The 15,674-nt window shown below is 71.5% G+C and carries 14 protein-coding genes; 7 read left to right on the top strand and 7 right to left on the bottom strand.

Annotated features, from left to right (window positions below; translation table 11 throughout):
* On the bottom strand, positions 1-1,796 hold a 1,796-nt coding region (locus tag TR48_RS25985), incomplete at its 3' end, for a type I polyketide synthase (protein ID WP_042371547.1).
* A 352-nt stretch (positions 1,797-2,148) separates the two neighbouring features.
* Here TR48_RS25985 and TR48_RS25980 point away from each other — a divergent pair.
* Together TR48_RS25980 and TR48_RS25975 are read left to right on the top strand one after the other, a co-directional pair.
* Positions 2,149-3,267, top strand: coding sequence for an agmatinase family protein (locus TR48_RS25980; protein WP_236652336.1), 1,119 nt, complete (start codon positions 2,149-2,151; stop codon positions 3,265-3,267).
* A 176-nt stretch (positions 3,268-3,443) separates the two neighbouring features.
* Positions 3,444-4,439 (top strand): YdcF family protein, encoded by a 996-nt coding sequence (locus TR48_RS25975; protein WP_042371595.1) that lies wholly within the window; start codon positions 3,444-3,446, stop codon positions 4,437-4,439.
* 389 nt (positions 4,440-4,828) lie between these two features.
* Here the strand turns inward: TR48_RS25975 and TR48_RS25970 are convergent, their stop codons facing one another.
* Both TR48_RS25970 and TR48_RS25965 read right to left on the bottom strand, forming a co-directional pair.
* Positions 4,829-5,188 (bottom strand): ATP-binding protein, encoded by a 360-nt coding sequence (locus TR48_RS25970; RefSeq protein WP_161789910.1) that lies wholly within the window; start codon positions 5,186-5,188, stop codon positions 4,829-4,831.
* An 86-nt stretch (positions 5,189-5,274) separates the two neighbouring features.
* Entirely contained in the window at positions 5,275-5,655 is a 381-nt protein-coding gene (locus TR48_RS25965) for an STAS domain-containing protein (protein WP_052443027.1), read from the bottom strand.
* A gap of 228 nt (positions 5,656-5,883) precedes the next feature.
* Between TR48_RS25965 and TR48_RS45785 the strand changes: the two genes are divergently transcribed.
* The 4 genes from TR48_RS45785 to TR48_RS25945 all read left to right on the top strand — a co-directional run bounded on the left by TR48_RS45785 (position 5,884) and on the right by TR48_RS25945 (position 9,527).
* The gene (locus TR48_RS45785; protein WP_042371543.1) at positions 5,884-6,162 is read left to right on the top strand and encodes a hypothetical protein; all 279 of its coding nucleotides are present in this window, start codon (positions 5,884-5,886) and stop codon (positions 6,160-6,162) included.
* Positions 6,163-6,238: 76 nt separating this feature from the next.
* Complete coding sequence (locus tag TR48_RS25955) at positions 6,239-7,453, top strand: PP2C family protein-serine/threonine phosphatase (RefSeq protein ID WP_161789909.1); 1,215 nt, start codon at positions 6,239-6,241, stop codon at positions 7,451-7,453.
* Positions 7,454-7,551: 98 nt separating this feature from the next.
* Positions 7,552-9,081 carry a sensor histidine kinase gene (locus TR48_RS25950; RefSeq protein WP_236652340.1) on the top strand — a complete coding sequence of 510 codons (1,530 nt, stop codon included), beginning with the start codon at positions 7,552-7,554 and terminating at the stop codon, positions 9,079-9,081.
* Positions 9,078-9,527, top strand: a complete 450-nt coding sequence (locus tag TR48_RS25945) for a response regulator (RefSeq protein WP_042371538.1) — start codon at positions 9,078-9,080, stop codon at positions 9,525-9,527. The genes TR48_RS25950 and TR48_RS25945 overlap by 4 nt, the downstream gene beginning before the upstream one ends.
* Positions 9,528-9,548: 21 nt before the next feature.
* On the opposite strand, the gene glgX is transcribed toward TR48_RS25945, so the two are convergent.
* Positions 9,549-11,690, bottom strand: coding sequence for a glycogen debranching protein GlgX (gene glgX, locus TR48_RS25940; RefSeq protein WP_042371536.1), 2,142 nt, complete (start codon positions 11,688-11,690; stop codon positions 9,549-9,551).
* A gap of 37 nt (positions 11,691-11,727) precedes the next feature.
* Here glgX and TR48_RS25935 point away from each other — a divergent pair, with 37 nt between their 5' ends.
* On the top strand, positions 11,728-12,396 hold the full coding sequence (locus TR48_RS25935) for a MarR family winged helix-turn-helix transcriptional regulator (RefSeq protein ID WP_236652335.1): 669 nt from the start codon (positions 11,728-11,730) through the stop codon (positions 12,394-12,396).
* 126 nt (positions 12,397-12,522) lie between these two features.
* Here TR48_RS25935 and TR48_RS25930 read toward each other — a convergent pair whose 3' ends face one another.
* The 3 genes from TR48_RS25930 to TR48_RS25920 are packed head-to-tail and all read right to left on the bottom strand — an operon-like array spanning position 12,523 to position 15,637.
* Positions 12,523-14,127: a PP2C family protein-serine/threonine phosphatase gene (locus TR48_RS25930; RefSeq protein ID WP_236652334.1), complete on the bottom strand. Its 1,605-nt coding sequence runs from the start codon at positions 14,125-14,127 to the stop codon at positions 12,523-12,525.
* A 53-nt stretch (positions 14,128-14,180) separates the two neighbouring features.
* The gene (locus TR48_RS25925) at positions 14,181-15,245 is read right to left on the bottom strand and encodes an ATP-binding SpoIIE family protein phosphatase (protein ID WP_042371581.1); all 1,065 of its coding nucleotides are present in this window, start codon (positions 15,243-15,245) and stop codon (positions 14,181-14,183) included.
* Entirely contained in the window at positions 15,245-15,637 is a 393-nt protein-coding gene (locus TR48_RS25920; protein WP_236652333.1) for an anti-sigma regulatory factor, read from the bottom strand. The genes TR48_RS25925 and TR48_RS25920 overlap by 1 nt, the downstream gene beginning before the upstream one ends.
* Positions 15,638-15,674 lie beyond the last annotated feature (37 nt).

Below are 15,674 nucleotides of genomic sequence, written 5' to 3'. Positions count from 1 at the left end.
ACCTCCGCGCACACCGCGTCGAACGCCGCCGCGAACACCGGGAACGCCTCATACAACTCCCGGCCCATCCCGGCACGCTGACTGCCCTGGCCGGTGAACAGGAACGCCGTCCGGCCCTCCACCACCGAGCCGCGGACGACACTCGCGTCCGGCTCCCCCGCCGCCAGGGCAGCGAGCCCGTGCAGGAACTCCTCGCGGTCAGCGGCCACCAGCACGGCCCGGCGCTCCAGCGCGGCACGACCGGTCGCCAACGAGTGGCCCACGTCGAGCGGTTCGAGCCCGGGCTCGCCCTCCAGCCGATCCCTCAGCCGGGACGCCTGGGCGCGCAGCGCGTCCTCGCTGCGCCCGGCCAGCGGCCAGGGCAGCACGGCGGGCGCCGGGATCACCGGCTCGGTAGCGGTCTCCGCGTCCTCGACGACGGGCGGCTGCTCGATGATGGTGTGCGCGTTGGTGCCGCTCATGCCGAACGAGGAGATGCCGACGCGCCGCGGCCGCCCGGTCTCCGGCCAGTCCCGCGCCTCGGTCAGCAGCTCCACCGAGCCCGCCGACCAGTCCACGTTCCGGGTCGGCTCGTCCACGTGCAGCGTCTTCGGCAGCACGCCGTGGCGGATCGCCATCACCGCCTTGATCACACCGCCGACGCCCGCGGCAGCCTGGGTGTGCCCGATGTTGGACTTCAACGAGCCCAGCCACAGCGGGCGTTCACGGTCCTGACCGTAAGTCGCCAGCAGCGCCTGCGCCTCGATCGGGTCGCCGAGCCGGGTGCCCGTGCCGTGCGCCTCGACGGCGTCGACCTCGTCGGGCGTCAGCCGGGCGCTGGCCAGGGCCTGAAGGATGACCCGCTGCTGCGAGGGGCCGTTCGGCGCGGTCAGACCGTTGCTCGCGCCGTCCTGGTTGACCGCGCTGCCGCGCACGATCGCCAGCACCGGGTGACCGTTGCGCCGCGCGTCCGAGAGCCGCTCCACCAGGAGCATGCCCGCGCCCTCGGCCCAGCCGGTGCCGTCGGCGGCGTCAGCGAAGGACTTGCAGCGGCCGTTGGCCGCCAGCCCGCGCTGACGGCTGAAGTCGATGAAGGTGCCCGGGGTGTTCATCACCGTGACACCCCCGGCCAGGGCCAGCGAGCACTCGCCGTTGCGCAGCGCCTGAACCGCGAGGTGGAGCGCCACGAGTGAGGACGAGCAGGCGGTGTCGACCGTCACCGCCGGGCCCTCAAGGCCCAGGCTGTAGGCGATCCGGCCGGAGACGACGCTGGCCGCGTTGCCGGTGCCGAGGTAGCCCTCGACGTCGTCCGTGGAGTTCATCAGCACGGCCAGGTAGTCCTGACCGCTGGTCCCCGCGAAGACGCCGACCCGGCTGCCGTGCACCGACAGCGGATCGATGCCGGCCCGCTCGAACGCCTCCCAGGACGTCTCCAGCAGCAGCCGCTGCTGCGGGTCCATCGCCAGAGCTTCGCGCGGCGAGATGCCGAAGACGGTCGGGTCGAAGTGCGCGAGGTCGTGCAGGAAGCCGCCCTCGCGGGTGTACGAGGTGCCGGGGTGGTCCGGGTCCGGATGGTAGAGGTTCTCCACGTCCCAGCCGCGGTCGGCCGGGAACTCGGACATCGCGTCCTCGCCGGCGGCCACCAGCTGCCACAGCTCCTCGGGCGAGGAGGCCCCGCCCGGGAACCGGCAACTCATCGCGACGATGGCGATGGGTTCCTGGTCCTTGGCCTCCACCTCGCGCAGCCGCAGCCGGGTTTGGTGCAGATCGGCCGTCACCCGCTTGAGATAGCCGCGGAGTGTCTCTTCATTCGCCATTTAACGTGACCTCATTACGGCGTTCCGGCTGCCGACCTGCGGTGGGGCCGCTTGTGATCGAGTCAATATCCGGCGTCACGCTAGGGCGACCCCCGCAGGCCGCCAACCCCTAGCCAACCCCTAGGTGACGTCGGGTGATTCGTCGTGCGGCGAGCGCATCGCCGGTCGCCGCGAATAGGGGTGAACCCAGCTCCGAACAGGGGTCGAAGGGGTCGATCAGGAGGCCGTCCGGGGTTCGGCGGATTTCTCGCGCTGCCTAGGCTGGCACACCAGCAAGGTATGCGAACCAGTCCGTGAACCGGCTGCACGAATCGCATGTGGAATGCGACGCGAGATCCATCGGGGAGATGTGTTGAACGACAAGCCTCAGACGCCCGAGCATCGCCTGGAGATCGACCGGTCGGCGGCTCCCGGCCGGGAGCCGGGGCCGATCGACCTCCGCCGGTACTACGCGCACCCGGCCTACTCGGGCATCGCCACGTTCATGGGTGTCCCGTACTGCCTCAACCAGGAGGACCTGCGGGCCGGGAACGTCGACGTGGCCGTGCTGGGCATCCCGCTGGACGCCTCGGTCGGCCACCGTGGCGCCTCCTACGGCCCCCGCATGATCCGGTCCGACGAGCGCTACGTCTTCAACACGCCCGAGGCGATGATCAACGCCAGCACCCGGATCAACCCGTTCGACGTACTGAAGGTCGTCGACTACGGCGACGCGGCCGTGGACCCCTTCAGCACCGCGAACTCGATCGGCCCGATCCGGGAACTGGTCCGCGAGATCGCCGAGGTGGGGGCCGTGCCGGTGCTGCTCGGCGGCGACCACTCGCTGCTCTGGCCGAGCGTGGGCGCGCTGGCCGACGTCTACGGCCCGGAGAAGATCGGCGTCATCCACTTCGACGCCCACCCGGACTGCCACGACACCATGCTCGGCCATCGGGTGACCCACAGCACCCCGATCCGGCGGATCATCGAGGACGAGAAGATCCCGGCGGGCAACGTGGTCCAGGTCGGGCTGCGCACCGTCACCGGCCCCGACAACCAGCTGTTCAACTGGATGCGCCGCCAGGGCATGAAGTCGCACTTCATGGCGGAGATCGAACAGATCGGCTTCCACGCCGTCCTCGACAAGGCGATCGCCGAGGTGCAGGAGAACGCGGAGTTCGTCTACCTGTCCCTGGACATCGACGTGCTCGACCCGGCGTTCGCCCCCGGCACCGGCACCCCCGAGCCCGGCGGCCTGACCAACCGCGAGCTGTTCCCGGCCTTCCGCCGGATCTGCCACGAGACCAAGGTCATCGGCATGGACGTGGTCGAGGTCGCGCCGCACCTGGACGCCGGCTACTCCACCACGATGAACGCCCGCCGCGCCATCTTCGAGGGCCTCACCGGCTTGGCGATGAACCGCCTGAAGATCACCGGCCCGAACTACCTGAACCCCATCGTCTCCGGCCAGGTCAAGTTCCCCATGGGCTGACGCGCCCCGTTCCGTCTCCCCACCGGCCCACAAGCCCCGGCCGGCAGGCCCCCGCCGCCGGACCGGTCACACCGGACACACCGGCCCCCCGGCGAGAGACCGCCGGGGGGCCGGCGCTTCCACCTGCCTCGAACAGCCCGTTTGCCGTGCATGATCGCGGCAACAGAAGGCTTATGATGCGCACCGTCGAAGCGTCACTCGCGCTGGTCTTCCTCCTCGGGGCCTGTTCGACCCGTCGGCCCCTGTGGCGTTGCACCCTGGTGGCGCTGTGCATGACGTCGACGGGCCTGGTCCTCGTACCGGATCTGGTCGCGCCGCCCGGCCCGGCCAGGGTCGTGGCCTGGACACTGGCCGCGGGGTTCAGCGCAGCCGTCGCCGCTCTCGCGGTGCTGCTGGCCGCGGACGGCCTGCTGGTCCTGCGGAGAGAGGGCCTGGCCCGGCCGCAGGCGGCGACATTCGCGGGAGGGCTCGTCCTCGCGACGGTCGTCGGGCTGGCCGTGCTCATCGCCGTGCGAGGCGGCAGAGCACTCGCCGGGACGACGCTCGCCCTGGGCGTGCCGACCGCCTATCTCACCTCGCTCTTCGTGTGCTTCCTCGTGGTGTCGAAGGCGCGCGGGCGCCTCTGGTCGCGTCACCCCACCGACCACGTCGTGGTGTTGGGAGCGGGGCTGGACGAAGGCGAGGTCACACCGCTGCTCGCCGGTCGGCTGGACCGCGCCGTCGCCGTCTATCGGGCCCTCGTGGCCCGGGGCGCAGACCCGGACTTCATCGTCTCCGGTGGGCAGGGCCCGGACGAGGAGCGTTCAGAGGCTGAGGCGATGTCCCGCTACGTCCTGGCCCGCGGCGTGCCGGGGACACGCGTGCGCCGCGAGAACCACTCCCGCAACACCGACGAGAACCTCACCTACAGCGCCGTGCTGATGAAGCGCGTCGGGACAGGTCCGCGATGTGTGGTCGTGACGAGCGACTTCCATGTGCTGCGCGCGGCGATGGTCATGGAGCGGCTCGGCCTGCGGGGCAGCGTCGTGGGAGCGCGAACCGCGCCCGTGTACTGGCTCACCGCCACCACGCGGGAGTTCGTCGCCGTCATCTGGTACGACCGGCGGGCGTTCCTGGGCTTGAGCACCCTGCTGCTGCTTCCCGGTCTCACCCTGCTGCTGCCGTGGCGGTGATCGGCAACGTGTCGATCAAGAGTTGAGGGGTAGGCGCAGACCGAGCCGGCCCGGCGGGCCGGCACCGAATCCGTGGACAGGGGACCCGATGATCGATCAAGCGGCAGTGCCGATTTCGCCCAAGCCGCCGGAGCCACAAGCGCCGCGTCCGTCGAAGACGCAGAAGGTCCTGCTGACTCCGGACCTTCCGGCCCCGCCCGGCACTCCCGACGGGCCGGATCCGTCGAGTCTCGTCAGCGGCTTGAGCGAGCGGCAGGCGACATCGAGTCTCCCCCATGAGACCCATGAGACGCCGGACTCTCATGAGACGCCGGACTGAGCAACGGTCGGGAAACTGAGCAGCAGCCGGGAGGGGCCGCCGTTCGGGCGGCCGCTCCCGTGGCGCCGCGTCAGCAGTCGAACACCGCCCACACGGTCTTGCCCGATGCGTGGCACGTCGTTCCCCACTGCCGGCTCAGGAGCTCCACCACATGCAGTCCGTAGCCGCCGGGTCGGGCCGGGTCACCCGGCGGAAGGGGCGCGGGCACAGCAGCTTCGCCATCCGTCACGGCCACCGTGAGAACTCGCTCGTCGACCGTGACCGCGATCTCCTGAACACCGGCACCGTGAGCCATCGCGTTCGCGACCAGTTCGGAGACGACCAGCAGGATGTCCTCTGCCCGTTCCCGCCCCTTGGGGTCGATGCCCTCCGGATCCGTCCAGACCCATTCGCGCAGCACGCCGCCCGTGAAGTCACGGGCGCGACCCACGGCCCCGACGACGCCGTGCAGGCCGAGCCGTCGGACCTGCCGGGACGGAGTCCGGATCAGCGCCTCGGACTCGACGCTTGCGCCGCTCATGCTTCCGCCAGGGCGCAGGCGACGTCCGGCTGGGTCTCGAACACGGAAAGGGCACCGGTCAGTTCGAGCAGACGCAGCAGCTGCCGCGTCGGCGCGGCCAGGACCAGCCGTCCGCCGACGTCGCTGACCTGCTGCCGGGCCCTCAAGAGGACGTTGAGCCCGGAGGAGTCGCAAAAGCCCAGCCGTGAGCAGTCGAGGACGATTCTGGTCACCCCCGCGTCCATGAGCGAACCCGTGGCGAGCGCGACTTCGGGCGCGGTGTCGGGATCGAGCTCGCCTGCCAGCAGGACGTACCCCGCCTCCTCCGCCGTGCGAACCGCGACGGTCAGCCGATCCGCCTCGGGAGGGGCGGCCGGCGTGTTCTCCGGTTCGGACATGCTTGCACGCTCCAGCGCATCGGTGGTCGGCTTTCGGCAGAGGCTATCGTTGCCACACCTGTCCCCGGCCGCCGCCCCTGAAGGGGCCGCCATCGGCACAGGCCGCGTCGAGCCCGCGCGGAGGGACGGCACATCATCTCGGTGAATCGGGGTACACGGCGAAGGACGCCTGATGAAGCCGGACCCCGCCGCACCAGCGGCGGGGTCCTACGCGCCGAAGGAGCCCTGATGCCCCGCACCGAAACCGCACCCGCCGCCGCGCGCACCCTGGCGGTCCGTGAGGACGGCTGCGGCGCGGGCGCGAGCGACGGCGTCCCCGCGCTGGTGACCGCCGGCCGCGAACTGCCGGACGTCACCCGCGCCTCGCCCGTCGACACGGCGACCGCGAAGGACCTGAGCCGCGTGCTGTTCGAGCGGCGCCGACGGGTCGGCGTGTCACAGATGCAGGTCTCGCGACTCCTCGCGGCCGCGCTGGGCAAGCTGCGCGAGCAACTCGCCGCCGACTGAGGCGCCGAGTGCGCGTGGTGGTTTCCCTGATGGTCCCTGCGTCGACGACGCGCAGGACGCGCGGATGTGGAGTCCGGTGACAGTGGTGCAGCGCCGCGTGGCGGGGCAGGCGCAGGCGACTCGGCTGAGGATCGTCCTGGCGGAGGACGATCCGGCCGATGCCCTGTTGGTGGAGGAGTTGCTGGCCGACGGCGATCTGGACGCCTCGCTGACGTGGGTGCGCTCCGCGGCGGACGCGCGCCGGGCGGTGGCCGAAGGCGCGGCCGACTGCCTCGTCCTGGACCTGCACCTGCCGGACCTGGCGGGCATCGGTGCGCTCGCCGAATTCCTGCGCGAGGTCGGGGTCACCGCGGTGGTGGTGATGACCGGGCTCGACGACCGCGCGGCGGGTCTCGCGGCGGTCCAGGCGGGCGCCCAGGACTACCTGGTCAAGGGCAAGGTCGAGGGCGAGTGGTTCGCGCGGACCGTGCGCTATGCGGTGCAGCGCAAGCAGGCGGGGCAGGCCGCCGCGGCACTCGCGGCCGCCCGTTGGCGCGCCCAGGAGAACGCGCGACTGGAACGCGGGCTGCTGCCCACCCCGCTCCTGCGCGACGCGGACATCGAGGTGGCGTGCGGCTACCGCCCGAGCCGGGCCGGCGCCCTGCTCGGCGGCGACTTCTACGACGTGATCGAGACGGCGGACGGGGACGTGCACGCGGTCGTGGGCGACGTGTCCGGCCACGGCCCGGACGAGGCGGCACTGGGCGCGGGCCTGCGGGTGGGCTGGCGCACGCTCGTCATGGCCGGCCATCGCGGAGCCGACCTGTTGCGGAAGCTGGAGCAGCTGCTGCTGGCAGAGCGGCGGACGCCCGAGGCGTTCGCGACCCTGGTGATGGCCACCTTCCCCCGCGGGGGCGGGCTGACGATCACCCGCGCCGGGCATCCCGGGGTGCTGCTGCGGTCCGAGCGGAGGGTGCGCCTGGTGGAACCCGAGCACGGGCCGGCTCTGGGCCTGGTTCCCGGCGTCGGGGACTGGCCGCAGCGCCCGGTGGACCACCGGCCGGAGGAAGCGCTGGTGATGTTCACCGACGGCCTGTACGAGACGCGCCTGACCGGCGGCGAGAGGCTCGGCGAGCAGCGGCTGACCCACCTCGCCGACACGCTCGGCGGCCTGCCGGCTCAGGAGTTCGTCGACACGCTCATCGATCTGAGCCGGGCCGAGCAGGCCGCCCATCCGGAGGGCCGAGCGGGCGTCCTGGGATCAGGGGACGACGTGGCCGTGCTGTACCTGCAGCGAAAGGCAGACGTATGACCGGGCCCGCCGCCCCTTCCGCGACAGCACCCGGAGTGCTCACGGGGACGCCCCGAAACTGGAGTGTGCGGAGCTGGTTCCTTGCCATCGTGTCGTCGATGGTCGTGCTGGTGGTCGTCTTCGCGGTGGTCGGCGCGGTCCTGCTGGACCGCACCACGACGGCGTCCGACAACCTGGTCGGCCACCTCGATCCGGCGGCCGCTCAGCTGGCCGGGCTGGAAGCCGCGCTCGTCGACGAGGAGACCGGCGTGCGCGGCTACATCCTCACCGGCAACCCGGAGTTCCTCCAGCCCTACGAACAGGGCGAGCCGATCGAGCGGCAAGCCCTCTCCTCGCTGAGCCGATCGCTCACCGGCCATCCCCGAGCGCTGGCCGACACGGCCGCCATCGAGCACGCCGCGGCAGCGTGGAAGGCCGGCTACGCCCAGCCGTTCATCGACCAGACACACGGCGGACGCCACGTCGGCGACGCACAACTGGCGTCCAGCAAGGCGGCTTTCGACCGGATGCGCACCCTGTTCGTCGGCGCGCAGCACCAGCTCGACGCCGAGCGCGCCTCCGCCACGGCGACGCTTGTCCAGGCCCGGCGGACCCGCGACTGGGCCTTTGCGGCGATGCTCACCGTCTTCCTGCTGAGCGCCGTCGCGCTCACGGTCCTGCTGCACGTGACCGTGCTGCGGCCGCTGCGCGTCCTCCGCGCGGCCGTCCACACCGTCGTCGCAGGCCACTTCGACGAGCCGCTGCCTCTCAGCGGCCCGTCGGACATCCGCGCGCTGGGCAAGGACGTCGACGCGATGCGCGGGCGTCTGGCCGACGCGCTCGACGAGGCGGCGCGCAAGCACGACGCCCTGACCGACCAGGCTGTCGAACTGCAGCGCTCGAACAGCGAGCTGGAGCAGTTCGCCTACGTCGCCTCCCACGACCTGCAGGAGCCGCTGCGCAAGGTCGCCTCCTTCTGCCAGCTCCTCGAGCGACGGTACGGCGACCACCTCGACGACCGCGCCCGCCAGTACATCGACTTCGCCGTCGACGGCGCCAAGCGCATGCAGATCCTCATCAACGACCTGCTCGGCTTCTCCCGGGTGGGACGGGTCAACGACGCCCGCATTCCGGTCGACCTCGGAGCCAGCGCCCGGAAGGCCCTGGGCGACCTGCAGGCGGCCGTGGACGACAGCCACGCCCGCATCGACCTGCCCGCCCACCTGCCCACCGTCACCGGCGACCCGACCCTCGTGGGCATGCTCTGGCAGAACCTCTTCGGCAACGCCATCAAGTTCCGTCAGCCCGACCAGGCTCCTTCGATCGTCGTCGAAGCCGCGCCGCATCCCGAGGAACGCGACGTCGTGCTGATCAGCGTCACCGACAACGGCATCGGCATCCCCTCGCAGTTCGCCGAGAAGGTCTTCGTCATCTTCCAGCGCCTGCACGGCCGCGACGCCTACCAGGGCACCGGCATCGGGCTGGCTCTGTGCAAGAAGATCGTCGAGTACCACGGCGGCCGCATCTGGGTCGACACCGCACACACCGGCGGCACCCGCATCTGCTTCACGCTCCCGACCCAGCCGTCGGATCCGCTGCCGCCGTCGACCGCCCTGCCCGCACCCGAACGCGAAGGAAGCCCCTCGTGACTCAGCCGACCGCCGCCACGCCCATCGACGTCCTCCTCGTCGAGGACGACCCGGGCGACGAACTGATGACCCGCGAGGCCTTCGAGGACAACAAGATCCGCAACAACCTCCACGTCGTGCGCGACGGCGAGGAGGCCCTCGACTTCCTGTACCGCCGCGGCGCCCACACCGACGCGGTCCGCCCCGACCTGATCCTGCTCGACCTCAACCTGCCCAAGTACGACGGCCGCGAGGTCCTGCAGACCATCAAGTCCGACCCCGAACTCGCCCATATCCCCATCGTGGTGCTGACGACCTCGGCAGCCGAGGAGGACGTGCTGCGCAGCTACAAGCTCCACGCGAACGCCTACGTCACCAAGCCCGTGGGCCTGGACGAGTTCATGCAGGCCGTACGCCAGATCGACGAGTTCTTCGTCACGGTGGTCAAGCTCCCCCGTCTGACCTGACCTGACCCGGCCCCGGCGGGGTCACGCCTCGGCGCCGCGCAGCACCAGCAGGGCACGTCCCTCCACCTCGACCGACGCGCCGGCCTTGATCAACGGCCGGAACTCGGTGTACGGAATGGCCGTGTCGACCTCGACGGCCCACCACGGGTCGACGTCCTTGGGGACCGTGAAGCGCAGCGGCTCCCAGTGCGCGTTGAACAGCATCAGGAACGAGTCGTCGACGACCGGCAGGCCGCGCAGGTCGGGTTCGGTGATGGCCTTGCCGTTGAGATGGACCATCAGTGACTTCGCGAAGCCGGTCCGCCAGTCGGTGTCGGACATCTCCTTCCCGCCCGGCGTGTACCAGGCGATGTCCTTGAGTCCGTCACGGCTGCCCCGCGGAGCCCTTCCCTTGAAGAAGCGACGGCGGCGGAAGACCGGATGCTCGCGGCGGAGCCGGATCAGCCTGCTGGTGTAGTCGAGGAGTTCGCTTCCGTTCTCGGCTATCGACGGCCAGTCGATCCAGGTGAGCTCGTTGTCCTGACAGTAGGCGTTGTTGTTGCCGCGCTGGGTGCGGCCGAGTTCGTCGCCGTGGAGCAGCATCGGCACGCCCTGGGAGAGCATCAGCGTGGCGAGCATGTTGCGCTGCTGTCGTGCCCGGAGCTCCAGGACCTTGCGGTCGTGGCTGGGCCCCTCGGCGCCGCAGTTCCAGGAGCGGTTGTGGTTCTCGCCGTCCCGGTTGTTCTCGCCGTTGGCCTCGTTGTGTTTGTCGTTGTAGGAGACCAGGTCCCTCAGGGTGAAGCCGTCGTGCGCCGTGACGAAGTTGACCGACGCGTGCGGCCGTCGGCCGTCGTCCTGGTAGAGGTCGGCGGAGCCGGTGAGCCGGGAGGCGAACTCGCCCAGTGTGCCGCCCTCGCCGCGCCAGAAGTCGCGGACGCAGTCGCGGTACCTGCCGTTCCACTCGGTCCAAAGCGGTGGGAAGTTGCCCACCTGGTAGCCCCCGTCGCCGAGATCCCAGGGCTCGGCGATCAGCTTGACCTGCGAGACGACCGGGTCCTGCTGCACCAGGTCGAAGAAGGAGGAGAGCCGGTCGACCTCGTGGAACTGGCGGGCCAGAGTGGCGGCCAGGTCGAAGCGGAACCCGTCGACGTGCATCTCGGTCACCCAGTAGCGCAGCGAGTCCATGATCAGCTGAAGGGTGTGCGGATGGTCCATCCGCAGGCTGTTGCCGGTGCCTGTGGTGTCCCAGTAGTAGCGGGGATTGTCGGGGGCCAGCCGGTAGTAGGCGGCGTTGTCGAGCCCCCTGAACGACAGCGTGGGGCCGAGCTGGTTGCCCTCGGCGGTGTGGTTGTACACCACGTCGAGGATGACTTCTATCCCGGCCTCGTGCAGCGCCTTCACCATCGCCTTGAACTCCTGCACCTGCTCGCCCCGTTGCCCGGAGGCCGCGTAGGCGTTGTGCGGCGCGAAGAACCCGATGGTGTTGTAGCCCCAGTAGTTCGACAGGCCCTTCTCCACCAGGACGTGGTCTGGGAAGAACTGATGGACGGGCATCAGTTCGACGGCCGTGATCCCGAGCTTGGTGAGGTAGTCGACGATCGCCGGGTGGGCCAGGCCGGCGTACGTGCCGCGCAGTGCCTCGGGGACGGCCGGATGGGTGCGCGTCATCCCCTTCACATGGGCCTCGTAGATCACTGACTCGTTGTACGGGGTCTGCGGGGGGTGATCGTTGCCCCAGTCGAAGTACGGATTGACGACGACCGAACGGGCCGCGTACGCGGCGGAGTCGAGGTCGTTGCGCCGGCCGCGGTTGGCGAACTGGTAGCCGTACAGGGCCTCGTGCCAGTCGACGCCGCCCTCGATCGCCTTCGCGTAAGGATCCAGGAGCAGCTTGGCGGGGTTGCAGCGCACCCCCTGCCCGGGACGGTGCGGACCGTGCACGCGGAATCCGTACCGCTGCCCCGGGCTGACGTCGGGCAGATGGATGTGGTGAACGAACCCGTCCACCTCCTTCAGCAGGACCCGCTCCTCGCTGCCGTCCTCGTCGAACAGGCACAGTTCCACCTTCTCGGCCGCTCCGGAGAACACCGCGAAGTTGGTGCCCGCCCCGTCGAACGTCGCCCCCAACGGCCACGCCCGCCCCGGTCGACGGCTCGTGTCCGCACTCTCCCGCCAGATCTGCACCCCGGCCTCCCCGCACTGATGGTCATCTCATGACGGCATGCCTCTTCACGCCTGCCCTCACCACCACGGGCGCAACCGTGCGGCGCTCCGTGCGCTCACCGGCCCCCTGGTCGAGCCGTCGGCAGATCCGCGGTTGCGCGCCGTGCGCCGGGGTATGCGCTCGCGAGAGTTCCTGGTGACGGCTATCGCGACGAGTGTGCAAACGGACGAGAACTGGCTTCATCCTCTGTCATTGGAGGGCCCCGACGCGGCGGCCGCCGATGAGGTGTCGCAGGCCGTGGCGAGGCTCGTGACCCTGTGGAGTTCGGCTCTGGGCAAGGTCGCGCCGCAACTGTCCGGCTACCAGTTCCGCGCCCTGGAGGCGGTCCATCGGGAGCCGGGAGTGAACGTGACGGGGCTCGCCGAAACGCTGCGCGTGGGCGCGCCCGCGTGCAGCAGGCTGTGCGGGAGGCTGGAGACGGCCGGTCTGCTCGAGCGGCGTACTCACCCCGGCAATCGCCGGGAAGTGGTCCTGGGTGTCACCCCGGAGGGGCGTCGCGTGGTCCGGGCGGTCACCGCGCGACGTCATCATGATCTGGCCGCCTCGCTGGCGCGTATGGCGCCGGGAGATCGGGAAGCCCTGGTGGGCGGCCTGCGGGCGCTGCACGCCAACGACGTCGGCCACCCTGGCGACGGCGGGCCGGGCAAAGCCGAGGCCGACGCATGAGCGAGGCCGACGCATGAGCGACGCCGACGCGTGAGCGAGGCCGACGCGTGAGCGACGCCGACGCGTGAGCGACGCCGCCGAACCGGATCGAAGTCAGTAGGGGCAGCGGAGGCCGGAGCGTCCGAGCTACGGGAGCTGGGGCGCGTGGCAGAGCAGCAGGCAGACGTCGTCCTCGCCCTCGTGGTCGGCCAGCATCGGGGTGAGCAGCAGGTCGGCGGCGTCCTCGAGGCCGTCGGACAGCCCGGAGACGTCGAGGGCCGCCAGGGCGCGGCCGAGGCGGTCGATGCCGAGGTCGATTCCCTCGGCGCGCCGTTCGACCAGGCCGTCGGTGTAGAGCAGGAACGTGGAGCCGGGTGGGAACGGCGCCGTGTACTCCTCGAACGGGCGCTGAAGGGGCAGGCCGAGCATGGGCCCGGACTTCTCCTCCAGCAGGCGGACGTGGTCGCCCGGGCCGAGCAGGAGCGGTGGGGGGTGCCCGGCGGCGGCCCAGGTGACGGTCGGCTCGCCCGGCTGGATCCGCGCGACGACAGCGGTGGCGTAGAGCTCCTGGTCGAGGTGGTGAATGAACGCGTGGAGCTTCGCGAGCAAGGTGCCCGGGCCGTCCCCGGCGACGGCGTAAGCGCGCAGCGCGGTGCGCAGTTGCCCCATCATCACCGCGGCGCGCAGCCCGTGGCCGGTGACGTCGCCGACCACGAGGGTGACGCTGCCGTCGGGCAGGGTGAAGGCGTCGTACCAGTCGCCGCCGATGTTGAGACCGCGGGTGGCGGGGAGGTAGCGGGCCGCGAGACGAACGGCCCGGGTGTCCGGGAGATCGGTCAGCAAGGCGCGTTGCAGGGTCTCGGCGGTGTCGCGGTGGCGCTCGTAGCGCAGGGCGTTGTCGAGTGCGACGGCTGTGCGGTGGGCCAGCTCGCGGAGCATGGTGATGTCGTCCGCGGCGAAGGCCTCGCCCACGGGGACCAGGCTCAGCACACCGATGGTGGTGCGTCGGGCCGTCAGCGGCAGCCTCAGCGGGGCCGGTTCCCGACCCGTCACCGCGTCAGGCCCGGTGACCGCGGCCCGGTTGCGCCGCCCGCCGAGGAGTTCTCCGTCGTCGGGCAGCCACACCTCGGCAGCGCGGGCGTACGCGGGGACCAGCAGGTCCTGCAGTGAGGTGATGATGGCGTCGTGGCTGAGCGAGGCCGCGAGTGCGGCGCTGGTGTCGGTCAGGAAGACCAGACGGCGCCGCGCTTCCTCGGCCTGAGCCCGGGCGGCGCGCTCCGCGCTCAACAGGCGACGCTGTTCCCTGGCGGCCGTGTCGAGTTCGGCGTGGAGGGCGAGGACGCCCTGGTTGGTGTGGTGCAGTTCCTCGCGGTGCGATCGGATCAGCTCCGACTGTTCGTCGAGGTGGGCGAGGAGCTCCGCGACGTCCCGCTCCGCGCCGACGAGCGCCGCGTCGAGGTCGCCGGCGGCGGTGCCCGTGGCGGCCGCGAGCAGCCCCGCCTGCGGGTCGCGGCAGGGGACCGTGCGCTCCCATGCGAGCCGGTCCGCCGACGGTGCGGCGCAGCGGACGGTCAGCCGCTGTTCGCTCCTGGTCGTGCCGCTGCCACTCGGCCCGGGGTGCACGCTCACCTGGTGGACGGCGGTCTGATCGAGGGCGCCGCCCAGGTGGGCGGTCATCTCGGTGAGCAGCCGCAGGCGCTCCGGGGTGGGAGTGCCGGCTGCCGCAAGCGCGTGCGAGAGCGCGGCTCGCACGGGTGCCAGGTCCTGCGACGACACGACGGGCCACGTCGCGTGCGCGGCCGGCCTCATGCCCCGCCTCCGCGGAAGTCGGTCACGACCGTCACGGTGGTGTCGTCACGCGCGGGAAGGGCGGCGCTGCTGGCGTCCCTCAGGATCACGGACGCGAGCACCGCGGGGTCGTGGTGGTGCAGGACCGGATCGTGCGGCGGCTCCCACCGGCTGGGCAGCCCGTCACTGTGCAGGACCAGGACGCTGCCGGGGCGCCAGCCGGCCTGGCGCAGCGGCACCCGCGCGGGGCGATGTGCTCCGGCGATGCCCGGGTGGCTGATGAGGTGCTCCCAGCTGTCGGTGTGGCCGATACGCGCGCCGATGTTGCCGATCCCGGCGAAGAGCAGCGTCTCGGTGCGGAGATCGATGCTGGCCACGGCCACGGCCGCGCCGCGCGTGCCGCGCAGCTCGGCGTCGAGGCGGTCCAGGATTCCCACCGGATCATGTTCGGGCCGGCTGCGCAGGGACGTGACGGCACTGTGGGCGGCAGCTGCCGCGGCCGGACCGTGGCCCAGGCCGTCGGCCAGCAGCACCACGAACCGGTCCTGACGGACGACGCTGGTCCAGGCGTCGCCGGAGCTCCGCGCCGCACCGAGGGCCACGCGGATCCCCCCGACGCGCACCGGCGCGTCGACGGACGCCGCCGGGGGGCGACGATCGCCCTTGACCGTCAGCCGGGCCACGGCCACCGTGCCCCGGCCGAGTGTGCTGTGCACGTGGAAGGCGTCCGCGAGGCGGCGGCAGGTGCCCAGGCCGGCCCCGAGGGAAGCGGTCGTGGAGTATCCGTCGCGCAGTGCCCGCGCCACATCCGGCATGCCCGGACCGTGGTCGACGGCGACGATCTGCACCACCGGCTCGTCGTGGTGCGGCTGCCCGGCCGGTCCGCAGGCGACCTCGTCGATGAGGATCCGCCCGCCGCCCGCGTGCTTGAGGAGGTTGGTGGCCAGTTCCGTGGCCACCAGGGCAGCGGCGGCCACGCGGTCGGGCCCGAGCCCGGCCTGCTGGGCCGCGGTCTCGGCGGCCACCCGCGCGTCGTGAACGCGGGTGGTGTCCTGCACCGGGATCTCCCACAGCTCCGGCATCAGAGGGCCTGCCGGGTGGGCGGCACGCCGCCGTGCCACATGAGGACCGTGATGGTCGTCCCACGTCCGGGTTGGCTCTCCAGGCGGAACTCGTGAACCAGCCGGCGCGCTCCCCCCAGGCCCAGGCCCAGGCCTCCGCCGGACGTGTAGCCGTCGGACATGGCCTGGTCGACGTCCGCGATCCCGGGCCCGCAGTCGGCGAAGACCAGACGCACCGCGGTGTGGACGCCGTCGTGCAGCACGGTGGCCTCCATGTGGCCGCCGCCCCCGTGCACCAGGGTGTTGCGGGCGAGCTCACTGGCCGCGGTGACCAGCTTGGTCTGCTGCACCAGTGAGAACTGCACCTCGGTGGCCAGTCGCCTGACCTCCTGGCGGATCCACATCAGATCCATGTCGGAGCGGATCGGCAGGCAGGTTGGCGATCCACGG

Origin of the sequence: Streptacidiphilus neutrinimicus (assembly GCF_000787815.1) — a bacterium.
Taxonomy (GTDB): Bacteria; Actinomycetota; Actinomycetes; order Streptomycetales; family Streptomycetaceae; genus Streptacidiphilus; species Streptacidiphilus neutrinimicus.
Note: the sequence above shows the minus strand (reverse complement) of the source record. Positions and strands in the feature narration are given on the sequence as shown.

Coding starts and splice junctions, on each gene's coding strand:
- TR48_RS25975 (WP_042371595.1), top strand. CDS start 3,444: ATGCGCACCGTCGAAGCGTCACTCGCGCTGGTCTTCCTCCTCGGGGCC.
- TR48_RS25925 (WP_042371581.1), bottom strand. CDS start 15,245: ATGCCGGAGCTGTGGGAGATCCCGGTGCAGGACACCACCCGCGTTCAC.
- TR48_RS45785 (WP_042371543.1), top strand. CDS start 5,884: ATGCCCCGCACCGAAACCGCACCCGCCGCCGCGCGCACCCTGGCGGTC.
- TR48_RS25965 (WP_052443027.1), bottom strand. CDS start 5,655: ATGTCCGAACCGGAGAACACGCCGGCCGCCCCTCCCGAGGCGGATCGG.
- TR48_RS25935 (WP_236652335.1), top strand. CDS start 11,728: ATGCCTCTTCACGCCTGCCCTCACCACCACGGGCGCAACCGTGCGGCG.
- TR48_RS25920 (WP_236652333.1), bottom strand. CDS start 15,637: ATGGATCTGATGTGGATCCGCCAGGAGGTCAGGCGACTGGCCACCGAG.
- TR48_RS25950 (WP_236652340.1), top strand. CDS start 7,552: ATGGTCGTGCTGGTGGTCGTCTTCGCGGTGGTCGGCGCGGTCCTGCTG.